Raw genomic sequence first — 16,935 nt, 5'->3', positions numbered from 1 at the left:
GTAGGCTGGTCCGGTGCCGACCTCGCAACTTCCCGAGGAATGGCCGTCGCCCGGAGGGGGTACGGCGGCCGCCAAGCTCGCGCTCCGCGACCGGCTGGTGACCACCCGCCGCCGGCGCTCGCTCGCCGAGATCGGGGAGTCGGCCGGCGCGATCGCCGACCACCTGCTCGCCTCCGACGAGGTGCGACGCAGCGCCACCGTCGCCGCCTACGTCTCCATCGGCACCGAGCCGGGCACGACCCGCCTCCTCGACGACCTGCTCGCCGTCGGCAAGCGGGTGGTGCTGCCCGTGCTGCTGCCCGACAACGACCTCGACTGGGCGGTGTACTCCGGTCCGACGTCCCTCACCCGGGCGGGTCGCGGGCTGCTCCAGCCGCTCGGGACGACCCTCGGCGTCGAGGCCGTCGCCACCGCCGACGCCGTGCTGGTGCCGGGCCTGGCCGTGTCGCCCACCGGGATGCGGCTCGGCCGCGGCGGCGGCTCCTACGACCGGACGCTCGCCCGGGTGCCCGTGGGCACGTTCACGTGCGTGCTGCTCTACGACGACGAGGTCGGCGTCGACGTACCTGCCGAGGCGCACGACCGGCGGGTCGCGGCCGCGTGCTCGCCCGCGGGGATCCGGCGGTTCTAGCTACTCCTCCGGGAGCAGGGACAGCACGTCCTCGCCGGCGTCCTCGACCGCCTCTCGCGAGAACACCCACGGCAGCGTGTCGCCGCGCGCCCAGAGGTCGGTCTGGTCGGTGTAGTGCGGGTGGAACGCGTGGCCCGAGACACCGGTGAGCGAGACCCAGCGCGCGGCGTCGAGGTCGTCCATCGGTACGACCATCCGCATCGACGGGGCGGTCGCGACCTCGAACCCCTCGCGGGCGTCCCACCCGGTCGCGTTGACCAAGGAGCCGCCGGCGGGCAGCTCCCAGGGTCCGCGGTTGAACAGCCGCTCGACCGCGCCGATGCCGGACTCGCCGAGGGTCGACGACCGCAGCCAGAGGCGGTGCAGCCTGCCCCACTCCCACTCCTCGGCGTTCGGCGACTGGAGCGCGGTGAGCTTGTCGCGGGCCGCGCGCAGTGCCGCCACCAGGATGTCGTCGCGGCGCTCCACCTCGTCGGTCTCGACGTCGTCCCACCACGGGTCGCCGGGACGCCCGAGCAGGCCGGTCACCGCGGCGAACCAGCGGTCGCCGCCGTCGGGCTCGGCCACCTCGGGCAGCTCGTCGTCGAAGGCGCGGTGCAGCAGCTGGTCCCAGACGACGTTGAAGTACGCCGCCGCGGCGCTGTCGGCCTGCTGGCGGAAGTCCCATCCCTCGAGCAGGGCGAGCCCGTCGTCGTAGTAGCCGTCGCCGGGATCGACGCCGAGGAGGTAGGGGACGAGCACCTCGGCCATCGGGCTGCGGTCGTCGTACTGCATCCGGGACATGTCCTCGACGGTCAGCGACTCCTGCCCGGCGAGCAGGTCGCCGATGCGCGAGGACCGGTAGCCGTAGTCGCTGTCGTCGGTGAGGAAGTACGGATAGCCGCCGGAGGCGTCGATCACCGACTGGTTGGCGGTCACCACCATGCCCGACTCCGGGTCGAGGACGCTCGGCAGCGCGTCGTAGGGGACGTACTCGCCCGTCCAGTCGTTCTCCGGCCGCCAGCCGGCCGCCGGGACCTTGCCGTCGTTGCCGGACCCGCGGATCGGCACCAGCCCGGTGGCCTGGTAGCCGATGTGGCCCTCGACGTCGGCGTAGACGACGTTCTGGCCGGGGGCCGCGAAGTCGGCCATCGCGGCACGGAAGGACTCCCAGTCGTCGGCGAGGTTGAGCGCGACCAGGGCGTCCGCGGTCGGGCGCGGCTCCAGCGCCGTCCACGCCAGGGCGACCTCGTGGTCCCACCGGTCCCCGTCCCGGACGGCCAGCCCGGCGTCGGCGACCTGCTCCCCCAGCAGGCCGTCGATGTCGGAGAGGATCGGACCGTGGGCGGTCGACCGCACCACGAGCTCGACGTCCTCGCCGTCGCGCACCTCGATCGTCTCGATCCGCTCGCGCAGCGGCAGCATTCGCCCGTCGTACTGCCAGCGGTCGCCCTCGACGCGCTCCACGAAGAGGTCCGTGGTGTCCGGCGCCAGGTTGGTGAAGCCCCACGCGATGTCGGCGTTGTGGCCGATGACGACGCCCGGCACGCCGGAGAAGCTGAAGCCCGCCGCGTCGAGAGGGCAGGCCGAGCTGACCTCCCGGCAGTGCAGGCCGACCTGCATCCAGACACCCGGCAGCGAGACGCCCAGGTGCGGGTCGTTGGCGAGGATCGGCGCGCCGCTCTCGGTGCGCGACCCGTCGACCACCCACGCGTTGCTGCCGATGCCGTCGCCCTTGCCGAGAAGCGCCGGTACGGCGTCCAGCACCCGGTCGACCGCGGCGAGCTCGTCACTCCCCAGGTCTCGTGACGGTCGCTGGGCGACCTCCTCGACCACCGGGCCGGGTGCCGGCCGCTGCGGCAGCCGGGTGTCACCGGTCGCGGCGTCCTGCTCGAAGACCTCGTCGACCACCGCGCCGCTGGTGACGATCGGCGGGTGCGCGTCGTAGGGATAGTCCGGGTACAGCGCGGCCGCGCGGTCCTCGCCGACCGCCGATGCGCTGACCGCCCGCCCGATCTCCTCCTCGAGGTTGCCGCGGAGGTCCCAGGCCATCGCCTTGAGCCAGGCGACGGAGTCGGCGGCGGTCCAGTCGGCGGGCTGGTAGTCGAGCCCGGTCACGCCGAGCAAGGCGTACTCCAGCGAGATCTCCGACGCCGAGCGGTCGGACAGGTACGCGTTGACGCCCTGCGCGTAGGCGTCGAGCAGGTCGCGGGTGCGCGGCTCGAGCAGCGTGAGCTCCCGCTCGGCGATCCGCCGCCACCCGAGGGTGCGCACGACGAGGTCGGTCTCGAGCGCGTCCTCCCCGAACAGCTCGGCCAGCCGGCCGGAGGTGGCGTGGCGGCGCACGTCCATCTCGAAGAAGCGCTCCTGCGCGTGGACGAAGCCCTGGGCGAGCATCAGGTCGTGCATCGTGTCGGCGTAGATCTGCGGGATGCCGTGCTCGTCGCGGATCACCTCGGCCTGCGCGTTCAGGCCGGGCACCTCGATCTCGCCGTCGGTCTCGGGCCAAGAGCGGCGGACGACGACCGCGCCGAACACGACGACCGCGACCAGCACCAGCACCAGCGCGACCGCGCCGTACGTCGTGAACCGGAGCGGTCCGGGCCATCCCCGGAAGGTGCGCCACCAACGGACGGGGGCCGGCGGGCCGGCGGGCCGGGCTGCGCCGACCGGGCGAGCCGGGGCGATGTCGTCTGCGTCGACCATGGTGGGCGCCATTGTGACCGAAGCGGACTCGCGACCTGGCCGGGGGATCGCGTATCCTTGGCAGTCGTAGACCGAGAGTGCTAACCGCCCGGAGTTCCTGATGCCCACCTACCAGTACGCCTGCACCGACTGCGGCCACGCGTTCGAGCAATTCCAGAGCTTCTCCGACGACGCCCTGACCGTCTGCCCGGAGTGCGACGGCCGGCTGCGCAAGCTCTTCAACGCGGTGGGCGTGGTGTTCAAGGGATCCGGGTTCTACCGGACCGACAGCCGGTCGGGTACGTCGACCTCTGGCTCGTCGACCACGACGACCTCGTCCGACTCCTCGAGCTCTTCCGACTCGTCGTCAAGCAGCAGCAGCAGTACGTCGGGCTCGGCCTCTGGGGCGGGGACCTCTGCTGCTGCGGCGGCGTCTGCGTAGCTCTCAGTTCTTGGGGTTCGGCCTCCGCGGCGCTGCGGGCGGTCGGGGCCGGGTGGGTGTTCCCGGCTTGCTCGCTCCGCCGCGCGCGACGCTCTCCGGTACGACGCCGCTGTGGTCCGGGCGTCGGCGCGTCGTCGCGAAATCGCCGGGAACCCCCACCCGGCCCCGACCTCCTGCCCTGCCCTGTGGAGGACGAGCCCGTGGGAGGCGTTCCGGGGCTAGCGTCGCGGGCTATGGATTCTCGGGACTCGGTTGATGAACGGCCGCGCGTGCCGCTGCGGCGGCGCGTGGGTGATCGCTGGGTCGCCCTGCGGCGGGGGCTGCTGCGTCGGCGGCGGCTGATTGCCGCGTTGTGCGTGGCGGGGGCGACCGTCGTCGGGTTGCGGAGTGTGGCGCCGCCTCCTCCGGAGACGGTCGAGGTGCTCGTCGCGTCGCGTGACCTGCCGGCGGGGGCCGTGCTGACGGAAGGGGACCTGCGGGTCACGGAGGTCGGGCCGGACTCCGTGCCTGCGTCTGTGGTCGACGCCCCGGTGGGGGCGACGTTGGCGGCGCCGTTGCGGGAGGGGGAGGCGGTGACGGACGTGCGGCTGGTCGGGCCGCAGCTGGTCGAGGCGGCGCCGGGGACGACGGCGGTGCCGGTGCGGTTCTCCGACGCGGCGCAGGCGGCGCTGCTCGAGGTGGGCGACCGGGTCGACGTGCTCGCGACGGACCCGCAGGAGCGCGTCACGACGACCGTCTCGTACGGCGCGGTCGTGCTGGCGGTTCCGGCCACGGACGACGGGCACGGGGCGCTCGCCGGGCGGGTGGTGGTGCTCGGCATACCAGATGCGGACGTGCAGCAGGTGACGTCGTCCGCCGTGACGTCGTTCGTGACGTACGCGTGGCGGAACCGCTAGGTTCAGTCAGAGTCCCTACCGGGGGTGTAGGGCGTTATCTCGGCTCCAAGGAGAAACATGGAAGGCTTCAAGAACTTCATCCTGCGCGGCAATCTCATCGAGATCGCCGTCGGTCTGATCATGGCGCTTGCGTTCGCCGAGGTCGTGAACGCATTCGTCGCCTGGCTCACCAGCCTGCTCCCGGACGACCTGTACAACGACCTCTTCGGCGAGAGCCTGTTCGGGCTCTTCCTCAACGCGGTCGTCGCCTTCTTGATCATGGCCGCGGTCGTCTACTTCTTCGTGGTCGTTCCCTACACCAAGGCGAAGGAGCGGTTCTTCCCCGACGAGGCGCCTGGCCCGTCGGAGGTCGAGCTCCTCACCCAGATCCGCGACTCGCTCGCGAACCGCTGATCACCGGGGCCACGAGCCCCGCAGCAACAACGGCAGGTGCCGCCTCACCCGTGGTGGGGCGGCACTTGCGATTTCAGCCAGCGGTCGGAGGCCGACTCGTCGCCGCGGTCGCCCTTGTCGGCGTCGCGCTCGTCGCGCGTCGTCTCCGGGAGCACGTCGCCGAAGATCTCGGCCAGCCGCTTGCGCCGCTGCCAGTCGGACTCCTTCTCCGGGTCCTTCTCCGGGCCCGGGCTCTTCTCGGTCACGTGCACAGACCGGCGTACTCGCGGGCGTCGTCGGAGAGACCCTCGTCGCCGCCCTTCTTGCCGCCCTGGGCGCCCTCGTCGGTCGGCGCGTCGGTCCCCTCGGTGCCCTCGGTCGAGTCGGTGGCGTCGGTGCCCTCCGGGTCGTCGGCGGCGCTGATCGACTCCTCCGCGAACTCGGCGGTGAGCGGCTCGTCGTTGACCACGAGCTCCCACAGCCGGTCGACCTCCGGGGTCCACTCGATCCGGTTCGGGTCGGGCGGCCAGGCCTGCCACGGGGTGGTCACGAACTTCACCTCGCCGAGGCCGACGCCGCGGAAGGTGCTGCCGATGTCGGCGATCTGCGACACGTTCTCGAAGTCGGTCTGCAGGGAGCCGGTCAGCGCGTTCATGAAGCCCACGATCCGGTCGGGGCGCGCGAGCATGCCGAGGTCGACCGCCTTGTTGAGCATCGAGGCCATGAAGGCCTGCTGCCGGCGGATGCGCTGGGGGTCGCTGCCGTCGCTGATGTTGGACCGCACCCGGACGTAGCTCAGTGCCTCGTCGCCCCTGATCTCCCGCGTGCCGGGCTCGAGCGTGATGTTGTGCTCGGTGTCGACGATCTCCTCGGGGATGCAGACCTCGACGCCGTCGAGGGCGTCGACCATGTCCTTGAAGCCGCCGAAGTCGACGACGACGTAGTTGTCGATCCGTACCCCGCTGAGCTGCTCGAACTGCCGGATGGTGCACGCGGGGCCGCCGATGGAGAACGCGTCGTTCCAGATCGCGTCCTGCTCGCCGGGGATCTCGCTGCCGTCCTCGGCGAAGCAGGTGGGGCGGTCGACCATCGTGTCGCGCGGAATGCTGATGCCGTAGGCGAACTCCCGGCTTGCCGACAGGTGGATCAGGATCGTGGTGTCGGAGCGCTCGCCGGAGAGGTTCATCCCGTCGATGTTGTTGCCCTCGCCCTCGCGGGTGTCGGAGCCCATCACCAGGATGTTCATCGGCTCCTGCGGGCCTTCGACCTTCTTCTTCTTCGGCCGGTCGTTGCCCAGCTGGTCGGCGACGTCGTCGACCAGGAGGTTGCCGTTCCAGTGGTTGTAGACCAGCACGACCGAGACACCGGTGGCCATCGCCAGCGCGAGCAGGGTCGCGGTGATGACCTTGGCGACCGTGTGGTGCGGCGTGTAGGCGCGGCGCTTGCCGGCGACACCGCGGCGCTGCGAGCGCGCGACGCGGCGCGCGCGCCGGGTCACCGGCTCGCCGGAATCCTGCCGTTCTGTCATGTGCCCCCGGTAGGAGTCGAACCTACGACCTTTCGCTTAGGAGGCGGCTGCTCTATCCACTGAGCTACGGGGGCGGGCGCACATATCTTGACAGGTTGGCGGTCGAGCGCCATTTCGGCGCCGCGCCCGACGAGCGCAACATTTCGAGGGCTCTTCCCCTCTGGAATGGTGTGAACCCACCCACCGCAGCTGCCCTGGAAAGACCGGAGAGCGTGCCGACCACCGAGACGTTCGAGGAGTTCGTCCACGCGACCGGCGACCGGTTGCTGCGCACGGCGGTGCTCCTGTGCGGCGACCGGCACCAGGCGGAGGACCTCGTGCAGAGTGCCTACGCCACGGCGTACGCCCGCTGGAAGCTCGTCTCCCGCGCCGAGAACCCCGTCGCCTACACCCGCCAGATCCTGACCCGGACCTTCCTCTCCGAGAAGCGCCGCAAGCGGGTGTCCGAGCTCCCCCTCGAGTACGGCGCCGACCGCGCCTCGCCCGGCCCGGACCCGACCCGCCGCCTCGCGCTCCTCGATGCGCTGGCCGGCCTCCCGCGGATGGACCGAGCGGTCCTCGTCCTCCGCTACTGGGAGGACCTCCCCGTCGCCGAGGCGGCGGACCAGCTCGGCATCACCGAGTCGGCCTGCCGCACCCGCTCGTCACGCGCGCTCGCCCGGCTCCGCACCCTCTACCCCGACCTGTCCGACCAGGAGGACTGACATGAAGCTCCACGACCACATGGAGGACGCGGTCAGCGACGTCGCCGCCGACCTCCCCGCGCTCGCCGCCAGGGCCCGCGAGCGAGGACTCGGCGAGCGGCGCCGCCGCCGGACGTTCACCGCCCTCGGCGCCGCCGCCGCGGCGTCCGTGATCGTCGGCGGCACGCTCGCCGTACAGGGAGTCGGCGGCACCTCCGACGAGTCGTCGGTCGCTTCCGTGCCCGCACCCTCGATCGGCGAGCTGTCCGGCGAGACCGCCCCGATCACCGGCCGCGCGACCGTCGCCGCGCTGATGTCGGCCGTCGATGAGGTCGCGGACGGCGGGTTCTCCGAGCCCGGCGGCTCGGACGTGGTCGACTTCGACCCGGACACCCTGGCCGACAACGAGCTGACCGCCAGCTTCCGGTTCACCCCGGACGGCGCGCGGCCGGGCGAGGTCTTCGCGAACGTGCAGTCGTTCACCGCGACCTACGGGGAGACCGACCAGCCGAAGTGCGAGGAGTCCGATCCCGACTGCAAAGAGGCGATCGACCAGCGCAGCGGACCCTACGACGAGTGCGAGTCCTCGATGGTCGGTTGCGAGGTGACCCGGCTCGGCGACGGTGACGTGCTGCGCACCTACCGCGACCCGGCATCACAGAGCCCGGATCCGACCCGCACGGCCGTGGCGGAGCTGATCAGTCCCCGCCGCGACCTGCGCCTGGTCGTGAGCGCGACCGACGACGTGCTCGACGCGGCTGCCCTCGGCGAGGTCGTCACCCAACCCTGGTGGGACCTCGACGAGCTCCCGGTGGAATACGCCGAGGCGGGCGAGGCCCTGACGGACTACAACGCCGACCAGGGCGTGACCCGCGAGGGCATGCCCAGCCCGGCCGAGTGATGACCGCCTGACCCACGACACACGCAGCGGCCGCCCCCGCAGGAAGGGGCGGCCGCCGCGATCATGGGGGTCAGTAGCCGGCGGACGGCGGCGGCGGGGGCGGCGTCGGCGTGGCGCCGGGCCCCGTCCCGTACGACGCCGCGGCCGGGTCGACGTGCGTGCCGTTGCCGGCGGTCTCGCTCGCGAGCTGGTCGAGCCAGCGCTCCCAGCGGTCACGCATCGGGGCGATCAGGCCACCACCCACGCCGACCACGAGGATGCCGCCGACCGTGGCGAGCACGGCGATCAGCACCGGCATCGTGACCGACAGGCCGATCCCGATCTGGTTGAGCGCGGCGATCACACCGAGGGCCACGATGAAGCCGCTGGCGATCTTGGCGAGCAGCGGTCCGTAGGAGACGCCGCCGAGGACGCCGGTGAGCAGGTCCTTCACCGCGTTGGCGACGGCACCGGCGATGACCACGATGACGATCGCGACCACGGCCTGCGGCAGCCAGCGCACGATGTCGTTGACGATCTCGCTGACCGGGTTGCTCGGCCCGAACGCGCTCAGCGCGAGCTGGAGCGCGATGAGCAGGATGAAGTAGTAGGCCAGCTTGCAGATGATGTCGAGCGGGTTGACCGACGCCGAGGTCAGCGCCCGGTCGGCGCCCGCCTTCGACAACAGGGTCGTGAAGCCGACGCGCTGCAGGACGATGCCGAGGAACTTCGCGACGGCCTTCGCGATCAGCCACCCGATGAAGAGGATGACGAGGAAGACCAGCAGCTTCGGCACGAAGTCGATGACCGGGTTGAGGGAGTCCTCGAGGGTCCCCTCCCAGTCGATGGCGAGCGCCGTGCTGGGCGCAGCGGTGAGTGATGACATGTGTCGTTACCTTCCCGAGATGGACACACTTCCTCTAGGCGCAACTAGCCAACCGGAAATCCGTCACGCCGTGTCGCACATGTCTTGGGTGTCCTCGGGCTACGCTCAGCAGGTCTCGAAGGTCAGCCCTGCCCGCTGCAGGCGCGTCAGGAGCGCATCCCCCATGGCCTGGGCGGTCGTCACCTGGCCCGCCACCGCGGGCGTCTCGTCGAGGGCCAGGCACAACGCCGACTCCGCGAGCATCTTCGCGGTCTCGGTGTAGCCGGGGTCGCCGCCGCTCACGCGGGTGCGCACCGTCGTACCGGCCGACTCGGCCAGGAAGTCGACACTGAACCAGGACTTCTCGCGGCGCCGGTCCGACGGTCCCTCGCCCTGGGGCACCCGCTTCTTCAGCTGCTCGCGCAGCGGCCCGACCTGGGCGGCGAGCGCCAGCGCGGAGGCGCCGACCGCACCGCCGGCGGCGTACCGCAGCGTCTTGGTGCCGGCGTAGTGGGAGTAGGAGAACTCCGGGCCGTACGACGACAGCGCGGCGCCGCTGCGGGCGACGATGAACGGGTCGATCGTCGGGAGCGGGAGCAGCCAGTAGCCGAGCTCGGAGTCGCGCGTCGGCTTGCCGGCGACCGCCCGGGACCGCCGGCCCTCGGGTCGCGGCTCGGCCTTGCGGCGCTCGACCATCGCCTCGCGCATCTGCCTCGCCCGCGAGAAGGCGGTCATCGCCGAGTGGAACGTGCCGCCGGAGAAGGTGCCGTTGCTGCGCACCACGCCGCGCATCTTCACCGGGCCGGTGATCTCGCCGCCGAGCTTCTCGGCCAGCCGCTGGATCGTGAAGTAGGCGCCGAGGTCGTGCGGGATCGAGTCGAAGCCGCACGCGTGCACCAGGCGCGCGCCGCTGCGCTCGGCGACGGCGTTGTGCGAGACGTAGGTGCGGTCGACGAACTCCGGCTCACCGGTGAGGTCGGCATAGTCGGTGCCCGCCTCCGCGCACGCGGCGACGAGCGGACCGCCGTGCTGGAGGTAGGGGCCGACCGTGGTCGCCACGACCTTGGTCTGCGCGGCGAGGTCGCCGAGCGACGCCTGGTCGGTCGAGTCGGCGACCACCAGCGGCACGTCGACGCCGAGCCGCTCCCTGGCCTTCTCGAGCTTCTCCTTGCTGCGGCCGGCCAGCGCCCAGCGCAGCCCGTCGGGCGCGTTCCGGGCGAGGTACTCGGCGGTCAGACCGCCGGTGAAGCCGGTCGCCCCCAGCAGGACGACGTCGTAGGAGCGGGACTCGCGATCGGGAGCAGCCATGTCGGCCATCGTCGCACTCTCCCCGGTGGTCGAGTAGTCCGAGCCCGTGGGCGAGGACGTATCGAGACCCCGACGGAACCTCCCACGGTCGTAGTCCCGTCGTACGGTCAGCACACCTTGAAGGCGGGACGAGTGGACGACGAGAACGAGAAGGCGTACGCGGCGTACGTCGAGCAGGTCTGGGGGCCGCTCGTGCGGGCCGCGGTCTTCCTCGGGGCGATGCCGCACGAGGCCGAGGACCTGGCGCAGACGACGCTCGTGCGCTGCTACACCGGCTGGGACAAGGTCAGCAAGGCCGAGAACCGCGACGCCTACGTCTACCGGATGCTCCTCAACTGCCTGCGCGACACCCGCCGCACCGCCTGGTGGAAGAAGCGGTCCGACCAGGACGTCACCACCGCGCTCGACGGCAACACCGCGACCGCGGCCCAGGAGGCGTCGGTCGTGGACGCGGCGGAGGCCGTCGCGATGGCCGACGCGGTGCACCGCGCGCTCGAGTGCCTGTCCAAGCCGAACCGCGACGTCGTGGTGCTGCGCTACTTCGTCCAGCTGACCGAGCAGCAGACCGCCGAGACCCTCGGCGTGCCGGCCGGGACCGTGAAGAGCCGCCTGTCGCGCTCGCTCGCCCAGCTCGCCGCCAACGACCACCTGCTTGACCTGGGGAGCCAGCGATGACCGACCTCGAAGAGATGTGGGACGACTACCCGACCGGCAAGCCGCCCGTCGACAAGATCCTCCGCGACGCCCGCCGGATCGCGATGGCGGCCGAGGCCCGGGAGGCCGCGGCCGAGAAGAAGGAGCGGGTCGAGGCCCGGCGCCGTTTCGTGATGAAGCCGCTGCTGACCGCAGGCGTCGCCACCGGCATCGTCGGCGCGTTCCTCGCCGGCACCCTGGTCGACGGCGACGGCATCGGCGGCGCCGACGGGGACTCGGGCATCGACAACCTGCCGACGCCGGCGGCGTTCGCCGCCGACCTCGAGCCGGCGAAGTCGTGCGACGACCTGCTCGCCGCGTTCGTCGACCGGGCTCTGCCGCTGGTCGGCGAGGAGGGCTGGGGCTCCGACGACCCGGAGTACTACTACCGCGAGGGCTACGACAGTGCGGTCCCGCTCGGGGGCATCGACGAGCTCGACCTCATGATGGACCCGGACCTCATGGAGAACGGCTACGCCGCAGGTGAGCACTGGGCGCTCGACCGCGCAAGCCGCGGGCTCCTCTCGTACACCAAGGCCTCGCCTGAGACGAAACGCCAGACCAACAGCGACACCGGCACCAACGTCCAGGAGGCCGGCGTCGACGAGCCCGACAGCGTCAAGACCGACGGTGAGCTCCTGGTCCGGCTCCGCGACGACGAGCTGATCGTCTACGACGTCACCGGCGAGCAGACGCTGCGCGAGAGCTCGCTCGACCTGACCGGCCTGGAGAACGGCGAGATCCTGCTCGCCGGCGACACCGTGGTCGCGATCGGCGCCGACGACACCGCGCGCAACCGCGCCCGCAGCCGGGTGATGTCCGTGTCGATCGCCGACCCGCGCAGGCCGGAGGTCACCGACGACGTGGTCTACGACGGCTGGATCATGTCGTCGCGCCAGCACGGTGACGCCGTCCGCCTGGTGATGAGCTCCGGCCTCCCGACGCTCGACTTCGTCGAGCCCGGCGACGGCCGCTCCAGCGACGAGGCCCTGGAGGACAACCGCAAGGTCGTCCGCGAGTCCACGATCGACGACTGGCTGCCGACCGTCCGCTCGGAGGACGGCGACACCGCCGAGCCGCTGGTCGACTGCACGAACGTCGCCGTACCGTCCGACGAGCTGCCGCTCGACCGGGTGAGCATCGTCGGCTTCGACGCTTCGTCGCCGACCGAGGTCGAGGCGATCGGCCTGGCGGGGGCGACCAACATCGCCTACGAGTCGGTCGACAAGCTCTACCTGGCGGCGACGCCGTCCTACCTCGGCTGTTTCGACTGCTTCGCGCGGACCCTGCCGCACGACGACGGCAACACCTACCTCTTCGAGTTCGACCTCGACGGCACGTCGGCGACGCACGTGGCGTCCGGGGAGATCGAGGGCGCCATCGCCGACCGCTGGGCGATGGACGCCGCCGGCGGCACGCTCCGCGTCGCGGTGAGCCCGACCGCCGAGACCGGCGACTTCACCTCGATCGTGACGCTCGAGAGCCAGCGGCAGGACCTGGTCGAGGTCGGCCGCCTCGACGAGATCGGCGTCAACGAGGACATGAAGTCCGTGCGCTGGTTCGACGACCTGGCGTTCGTCGTGACCTACCGCCGCGTCGACCCGCTGTTCGCGATCGACCTGAGCGACGTCACCGCGCCGAGGAAGATCAGCGAGCTGAAGATCCCCGGGTTCTCCGAGTACCTGCACCCGCTCGGCGCCGACCGGCTCGTCGGCATCGGCGAGGGACCCGGCCCCGAGGGGAGATGGGGCGCGCAGGCCGGCCTGTTCGACGTGACCGACCTGGCGGACGTCGAGCGGATCGACGTGCAGGTCTACGGCGGCGGCAGCGAGGCGCTCGCCGCCAGCGACCCGCGGTCGTTCACCTGGCTCCCGTCGGAGCGCACCATGTTCACCGTGGTCGCCAAGCACAACGGCGCCCGCGAGGGCTGGCTGTCGATCATGCGGCTCGAGGGCAGCGAGCTCCGCAACACCTGGCAGAAGGTGGAGTACGGCGCCGACGTCGACGAGGTGCGCACCGTGCCCCTCTCCGACGGCCGCGTCGTGCTGGTGACCGGAGAGAACGTGGAGTTCCTCGACTACTAGGTCATTGGGTCTCGATACGTCCTCGCCTAGCGGCTTGGACTACTCGACCACCCTGGCCCAGGTTGGTCGAGTAGCCCGAGCGCCCTGGCACTCGGGCGTATCGAGACCGCGGGCGTAACGTGGAGACATGTGCCGCAACATCCGCACCCTCCACAACTTCGAGCCGCCCGCCACCGACGACGAGGTGCACGCGGCGGCGCTGCAGTTCGTCCGGAAGGTGAGCGGGACGACCAAGCCGTCGCAGGCCAACCAGGCGGCGTTCGACCGGGCGGTGCACGAGATCGCCCACATCACCCGCCACCTGCTCGACGATCTGGTCACCACCGCCCCGCCGAAGGACCGCGAGGTGGAGGCCGAGAAGGCGCGAGCGCGGGCCCGGCTGCGCTACGGGTGAGACCGATGGACGCCGACGTCGAGGCCGCCTTCGCCGCGGTGCCGCGCGCCGGCTTCCTGCCGCCCGAGCAGCAGCGCTTCGCCGGCAACGACGCCGCCCTCTCGATCGGGTACGGCGTCACCAACAGTCAGCCCTCGACGGTGCGGGCGATGCTCGAGCTGCTCGACGTGCGACCGGGGCACCACGTGCTCGACGTCGGCGCGGGCTCGGGCTGGACCACGGCGCTGCTCGCGCATCTCGCCACCGCGACCGGGTCGGTGGTCGCGGTCGAGCGGATCCCCGAGGTGCTCGCGATGGGCGAGGCCAACCTGGCGGCCGCCCGTCCCGCCGCACCGGTCGAGACACACCTCGCGCGACCCGGGGTGCTCGGCTGGCCGCGCGCGGCGCCGTACGACCGGATCCTGGTGTCGGCCGGAGCCGAGGACGTGCCGCACGACCTGCTCACGCAGCTCGCCCCCGACGGGATCATGGTGATCCCGGTCGGGGGCGAGATGCTCCGGGTCCGGCGTGACGGCGATCCGACGCGGCACGGCCGCTACGTGTTCGTCCCGCTCGTGCCCTGACGCCGGTCAGCCGACGCTGCCCTGCGCCTCCTCGGTGACGGTGATGCCGGCGCCGAAGTCGACCAGCTGCGCATCGGTGAGGCCGACGGTCTTCCACATCTGGACGACGACCTTGCCGCGCTCGGTCATGAACTCCAGCGTCGTCGACAGGCTGTCCGGCGACCGCCGGATCACGCCGGGCTGGCCGTCGACGTCGACCGGGTCGCCGTCGCTCAGGGTCGGCGGCGCGTCGCTGCCTCCCTGCCCGTCCGAGGGGCCGAGCTCGTAGGCGAGCGAGCCGTCCTTGAGCCGGGTGACCTTCTCCCCCACGTCGCCCGGTGGCGGCTGGTTGGAGACCGTCTCGAGCGTCACGACGAGCTTGTCCTCGAACGCCGCCGGGTGCGTGGTGTCACCCTCGGGAGCGACCGTGAAGAGCCACGGGTCCGAGCCCTGCACGAAGAAGCCGTCGGGGACCTGGTCGACGATGAAGCCGACGGGCTGGTCGCCCTCCCACGCCACGAGCGCGACGCCGGGTGCGGTCGACGACGGCCCGGCCGACGGTGGGGTGGCGTCGTCGTCGGGTTGGACGACGACGGCGATCCCGAGGCCGACGCCGAGGGCGAGGGTGAGTCCGACGCCCGCACCGGCGGCGCGGGTACGGCGGCGGCGCGCCAGTGCGGCGCTGCCCCGGGCGAGGTCGGCGCTCACGGTTTCCTCCGTGGGGCCGGCAGCCGAGGTGTCGAGACCGGCGAGCCGGTCGGTGAGGTCGTTCATGCGTTCTCTCCTGGGGTGGTGGCGGGAGTGAGCGTGGCGCGCAGCTTGTCGAGCCCCCGGGCGGTCTGGCTCTTCACGTTGCCGGTGCTGCACCCGAGCAGCCCCGCGACCTCGTCGACGGACAGGTCGTGGACGTGCCGCAGCACGACGGCCGCCCGCATCCGCGGAGGCAGCTCCGCGAGCGCCGCGACGAGCGTGGGATCGAGACCCTCGTCGTTCGCGGCGACCGGGCTGTCGGGCGGCTCGTCGGTCGCGCTCTCCCTCCGGACGAACGGCCGTCGCTTGTGGTCGATGAAGCTGTTGACCAGGACCTTGCGTGCGTAGGCCGAGCGGTCGGTCCGGACCTTGCTCCACGCCAGGTAGACGCGGGTCAGGGCCGTCTGGACGAGGTCCTCGGCGAGGTGCACGTCGCCGGCCGTCAACAGCCGGCCGGTGGCGACCAGACGGCCGCGCTCGGCCCTGACGAAGTCGGCGAACGCGGTGTCCTGGTCACGTCGGCTGCGCATGCTCACACCCCGTTGACGGATCCCATGATCGCCAGGGTTGCACGTACTCTCGTGAGGTGAGTGCGCCCGCATCGGAGGTTTCGAGCCCTTCGAGGCTCGCATGCTCGCACCTCAGGACGAGCCACGTCGCTAGCGCTCCTCGCACCTCAGCCACCGACGCAGGCGTGTCGCAGTCGGCGCTGGAGCTGCTCGCGTCCCGCCCGCTCGTCGTGCTCACCGGCGCAGGAGTCTCGACCGACTCCGGCATCCCCGACTACCGCGGCCCGCAGGCACCGGCGCGGATGCCGATGACCTACCAGGAGTTCGTGTCCGGCCCGGAGGCCCGGCAGCGCTACTGGGCGCGCTCGCACGTGGGTTGGTCGCGGATGAAGGGCGCCGAGCCCAACGCCGGCCACCGGGCGGTCGCAACCCTCGGTGCCGAGCTGGTGATCACCCAGAACGTCGACGGCCTGCACGAGGCCGTCGGCACCCCGCGGCTGGTCGCGCTGCACGGCCGGATCGCCGAGGTCGTGTGCCTGTCGTGCCGCAGCACGACGACGCGCTCCTCCCTCCAGGCCCGGCTCGACGCCGCGAACCCCGGGTGGGTCCAGCGGCACGCCGCCGTCGACGTGCGCCCCGACGGCGACGTCGCTCTCGAGGACACGGCCGGGTTCGTCGTACCTCCCTGCGCCTGCGGCGGGATCCTCAAGCCCGACGTGGTGTTCTTCGGCGAGAACGTGCCGGCGCCGCGGGTGCAGCGCTGCTACGACGCGGTCGAGGCGCTCGCGGGCTGCGACGGCGCGCTGCTGGTCGCCGGGTCCAGCCTGACCGTGATGAGCGGCCTGCGGTTCGTGCGCCGGGCCGCCAAGCTCGGCATCCCGGTCGTGGTCGTCAACCGCGGCGAGACGCGCGGCGACCCGCTGGCGACGTACAAGATCGAGGCCGGCACCAGCGAGTGGCTCGCTGAGCTCGCCGCTCTCAGACAGCCGGCGGGCTAGAGCCGCTTGACGAAGATATGGTCGGCGGCCTCGGGGAAGATCTCCGCGGTCTCGCCGCCGGCGCCGACGAGCACGCCGTCGGGGGTGGCCTGGATGGTGATCGTCTTGTCGGGGAGGGCCCCGACGCGGCGCATCGCGCTCATCAGCGCCTCGTCCTTCTGCATCTCCTCGGAGATGCGGCGCACCAGGGCGCGGCTCCGGTCGAAGCCGGCGGCCTTCGAGAGCGGCTCGACGTCGGTCATGAACTCCTCGCCCAGCTGGTCCTCGCCGAGCTCGCCGAGGCCCGGGATGGGGTTGCCGTACGGCGACTCGGTCGGGTGGTCGAGGAGCTCGATGAGGCGCCGCTCGACGGTCTCGGAGATGACGTGCTCCCACCGGCACGCCTCCTCGTGCACGAGCTCCCAGTCGAGGCCGATGATGTCGGTGAGCAGCCGCTCGGCGAGGCGGTGCTTGCGCATCACCCGGGTCGCAAGCCGGCGGCCCTCCTCCGTCAGCTCGAGGTGGCGGTCCCCCTCGACCGTGAGCAGGCCGTCGCGCTCCATCCGCGCGACCGTCTGGGACACCGTCGGGCCGCTCTGGTGCAGGCGCTCGGCGATGCGCGCGCGCAGCGGCACGATGCCTTCCTCGACCAGCTCGTAGATGGTCCGGAGGTACATCTCAGTGGTGTCGATGAGGTCGCTCACGCGCCCATTCTGT

The 16,935-nt window shown here is 71.8% G+C and carries 19 protein-coding genes and 1 tRNA gene; 11 read left to right on the top strand and 9 right to left on the bottom strand.

What is annotated here, in order from left to right; genetic code table 11:
• Positions 1-13: 13 nt before the first annotated feature.
• On the top strand, positions 14-631 hold the full coding sequence (locus HNR19_RS02445) for a 5-formyltetrahydrofolate cyclo-ligase (RefSeq protein WP_179666393.1): 618 nt from the start codon (positions 14-16) through the stop codon (positions 629-631).
• Here HNR19_RS02445 and HNR19_RS02440 read toward each other — a convergent pair whose 3' ends face one another.
• On the bottom strand, positions 632-3,316 hold the full coding sequence (locus HNR19_RS02440) for a penicillin acylase family protein (protein ID WP_179666392.1): 2,685 nt from the start codon (positions 3,314-3,316) through the stop codon (positions 632-634). It abuts the gene before it with no gap.
• A gap of 100 nt (positions 3,317-3,416) precedes the next feature.
• Here HNR19_RS02440 and HNR19_RS02435 point away from each other — a divergent pair, with 100 nt between their 5' ends.
• The 3 genes from HNR19_RS02435 to HNR19_RS02425 all read left to right on the top strand — a co-directional run bounded on the left by HNR19_RS02435 (position 3,417) and on the right by HNR19_RS02425 (position 5,026).
• A complete protein-coding gene (locus HNR19_RS02435) occupies positions 3,417-3,737 on the top strand; it encodes an FmdB family zinc ribbon protein (RefSeq protein WP_179666391.1) in 321 nt (106 codons plus the stop codon).
• Between the two features lie 233 nt (positions 3,738-3,970).
• Positions 3,971-4,633 carry an SAF domain-containing protein gene (locus HNR19_RS23085; RefSeq protein ID WP_179666390.1) on the top strand — a complete coding sequence of 221 codons (663 nt, stop codon included), beginning with the start codon at positions 3,971-3,973 and terminating at the stop codon, positions 4,631-4,633.
• Positions 4,634-4,690: 57 nt separating this feature from the next.
• A complete protein-coding gene (locus tag HNR19_RS02425) occupies positions 4,691-5,026 on the top strand; it encodes a large conductance mechanosensitive channel protein MscL (RefSeq protein WP_179666389.1) in 336 nt (111 codons plus the stop codon).
• 44 nt (positions 5,027-5,070) lie between these two features.
• On the opposite strand, the gene HNR19_RS02420 is transcribed toward HNR19_RS02425, so the two are convergent.
• From HNR19_RS02420 to HNR19_RS02410, 3 genes are all read right to left on the bottom strand, one after another.
• Complete coding sequence (locus HNR19_RS02420) at positions 5,071-5,271, bottom strand: hypothetical protein (protein ID WP_179666388.1); 201 nt, start codon at positions 5,269-5,271, stop codon at positions 5,071-5,073.
• On the bottom strand, positions 5,268-6,533 hold the full coding sequence (locus HNR19_RS02415) for an LCP family protein (protein WP_179666387.1): 1,266 nt from the start codon (positions 6,531-6,533) through the stop codon (positions 5,268-5,270). The genes HNR19_RS02420 and HNR19_RS02415 overlap by 4 nt, the downstream gene beginning before the upstream one ends.
• 1 nt (position 6,534) lies before the next feature.
• Positions 6,535-6,607: transfer RNA gene (locus HNR19_RS02410), tRNA-Arg, on the bottom strand.
• 138 nt (positions 6,608-6,745) lie between these two features.
• Here HNR19_RS02410 and HNR19_RS02405 point away from each other — a divergent pair.
• A complete protein-coding gene (locus HNR19_RS02405) occupies positions 6,746-7,237 on the top strand; it encodes a SigE family RNA polymerase sigma factor (RefSeq protein WP_179666386.1) in 492 nt (163 codons plus the stop codon).
• A 1-nt stretch (position 7,238) separates the two neighbouring features.
• Positions 7,239-8,117 (top strand): hypothetical protein, encoded by an 879-nt coding sequence (locus tag HNR19_RS02400; RefSeq protein ID WP_179666385.1) that lies wholly within the window; start codon positions 7,239-7,241, stop codon positions 8,115-8,117.
• Positions 8,118-8,187: 70 nt separating this feature from the next.
• On the opposite strand, the gene HNR19_RS02395 is transcribed toward HNR19_RS02400, so the two are convergent.
• Together HNR19_RS02395 and HNR19_RS02390 are read right to left on the bottom strand one after the other, a co-directional pair.
• Positions 8,188-8,982 carry a mechanosensitive ion channel family protein gene (locus HNR19_RS02395; RefSeq protein ID WP_179666384.1) on the bottom strand — a complete coding sequence of 265 codons (795 nt, stop codon included), beginning with the start codon at positions 8,980-8,982 and terminating at the stop codon, positions 8,188-8,190.
• Positions 8,983-9,087: 105 nt separating this feature from the next.
• A complete protein-coding gene (locus tag HNR19_RS02390; RefSeq protein ID WP_179666383.1) occupies positions 9,088-10,269 on the bottom strand; it encodes a saccharopine dehydrogenase family protein in 1,182 nt (393 codons plus the stop codon).
• Positions 10,270-10,401: 132 nt separating this feature from the next.
• On the opposite strand from HNR19_RS02390, the gene HNR19_RS02385 reads away from it, so the two are divergent.
• From HNR19_RS02385 to HNR19_RS02370, 4 genes are all read left to right on the top strand, one after another.
• On the top strand, positions 10,402-10,944 hold the full coding sequence (locus HNR19_RS02385) for a sigma-70 family RNA polymerase sigma factor (RefSeq protein WP_179666382.1): 543 nt from the start codon (positions 10,402-10,404) through the stop codon (positions 10,942-10,944).
• Positions 10,941-13,046 (top strand): beta-propeller domain-containing protein, encoded by a 2,106-nt coding sequence (locus HNR19_RS02380; protein WP_179666381.1) that lies wholly within the window; start codon positions 10,941-10,943, stop codon positions 13,044-13,046. The genes HNR19_RS02385 and HNR19_RS02380 overlap by 4 nt, the downstream gene beginning before the upstream one ends.
• A 127-nt stretch (positions 13,047-13,173) precedes the next feature.
• Positions 13,174-13,440 (top strand): DUF2277 domain-containing protein, encoded by a 267-nt coding sequence (locus HNR19_RS02375; protein ID WP_179666380.1) that lies wholly within the window; start codon positions 13,174-13,176, stop codon positions 13,438-13,440.
• A gap of 5 nt (positions 13,441-13,445) precedes the next feature.
• Positions 13,446-14,003 (top strand): protein-L-isoaspartate O-methyltransferase family protein, encoded by a 558-nt coding sequence (locus HNR19_RS02370; protein ID WP_179666379.1) that lies wholly within the window; start codon positions 13,446-13,448, stop codon positions 14,001-14,003.
• Positions 14,004-14,009: 6 nt separating this feature from the next.
• On the opposite strand, the gene HNR19_RS02365 is transcribed toward HNR19_RS02370, so the two are convergent.
• Positions 14,010-14,756, bottom strand: a complete 747-nt coding sequence (locus HNR19_RS02365) for a hypothetical protein (RefSeq protein ID WP_179666378.1) — start codon at positions 14,754-14,756, stop codon at positions 14,010-14,012.
• Positions 14,753-15,262, bottom strand: coding sequence for a SigE family RNA polymerase sigma factor (locus tag HNR19_RS02360; RefSeq protein WP_179666377.1), 510 nt, complete (start codon positions 15,260-15,262; stop codon positions 14,753-14,755). Before HNR19_RS02360 ends, HNR19_RS02365 begins: the two co-directional genes overlap by 4 nt.
• A gap of 164 nt (positions 15,263-15,426) precedes the next feature.
• Here HNR19_RS02360 and HNR19_RS02355 point away from each other — a divergent pair, with 164 nt between their 5' ends.
• Positions 15,427-16,239, top strand: coding sequence for a Sir2 family NAD-dependent protein deacetylase (locus HNR19_RS02355; RefSeq protein ID WP_179666376.1), 813 nt, complete (start codon positions 15,427-15,429; stop codon positions 16,237-16,239).
• On the opposite strand, the gene HNR19_RS02350 is transcribed toward HNR19_RS02355, so the two are convergent.
• Positions 16,236-16,922 (bottom strand): iron-dependent transcriptional repressor DtxR, encoded by a 687-nt coding sequence (locus HNR19_RS02350; RefSeq protein WP_179666375.1) that lies wholly within the window; start codon positions 16,920-16,922, stop codon positions 16,236-16,238. The genes HNR19_RS02355 and HNR19_RS02350 overlap by 4 nt on opposite strands.
• Between the last annotated feature and the right edge of the window lie 13 nt (positions 16,923-16,935).

The organism is Nocardioides thalensis (assembly GCF_013410655.1).
Lineage (GTDB): Bacteria > Actinomycetota > Actinomycetes > Propionibacteriales > Nocardioidaceae > Nocardioides > Nocardioides thalensis.
Note: the sequence above shows the minus strand (reverse complement) of the source record. Positions and strands in the feature narration are given on the sequence as shown.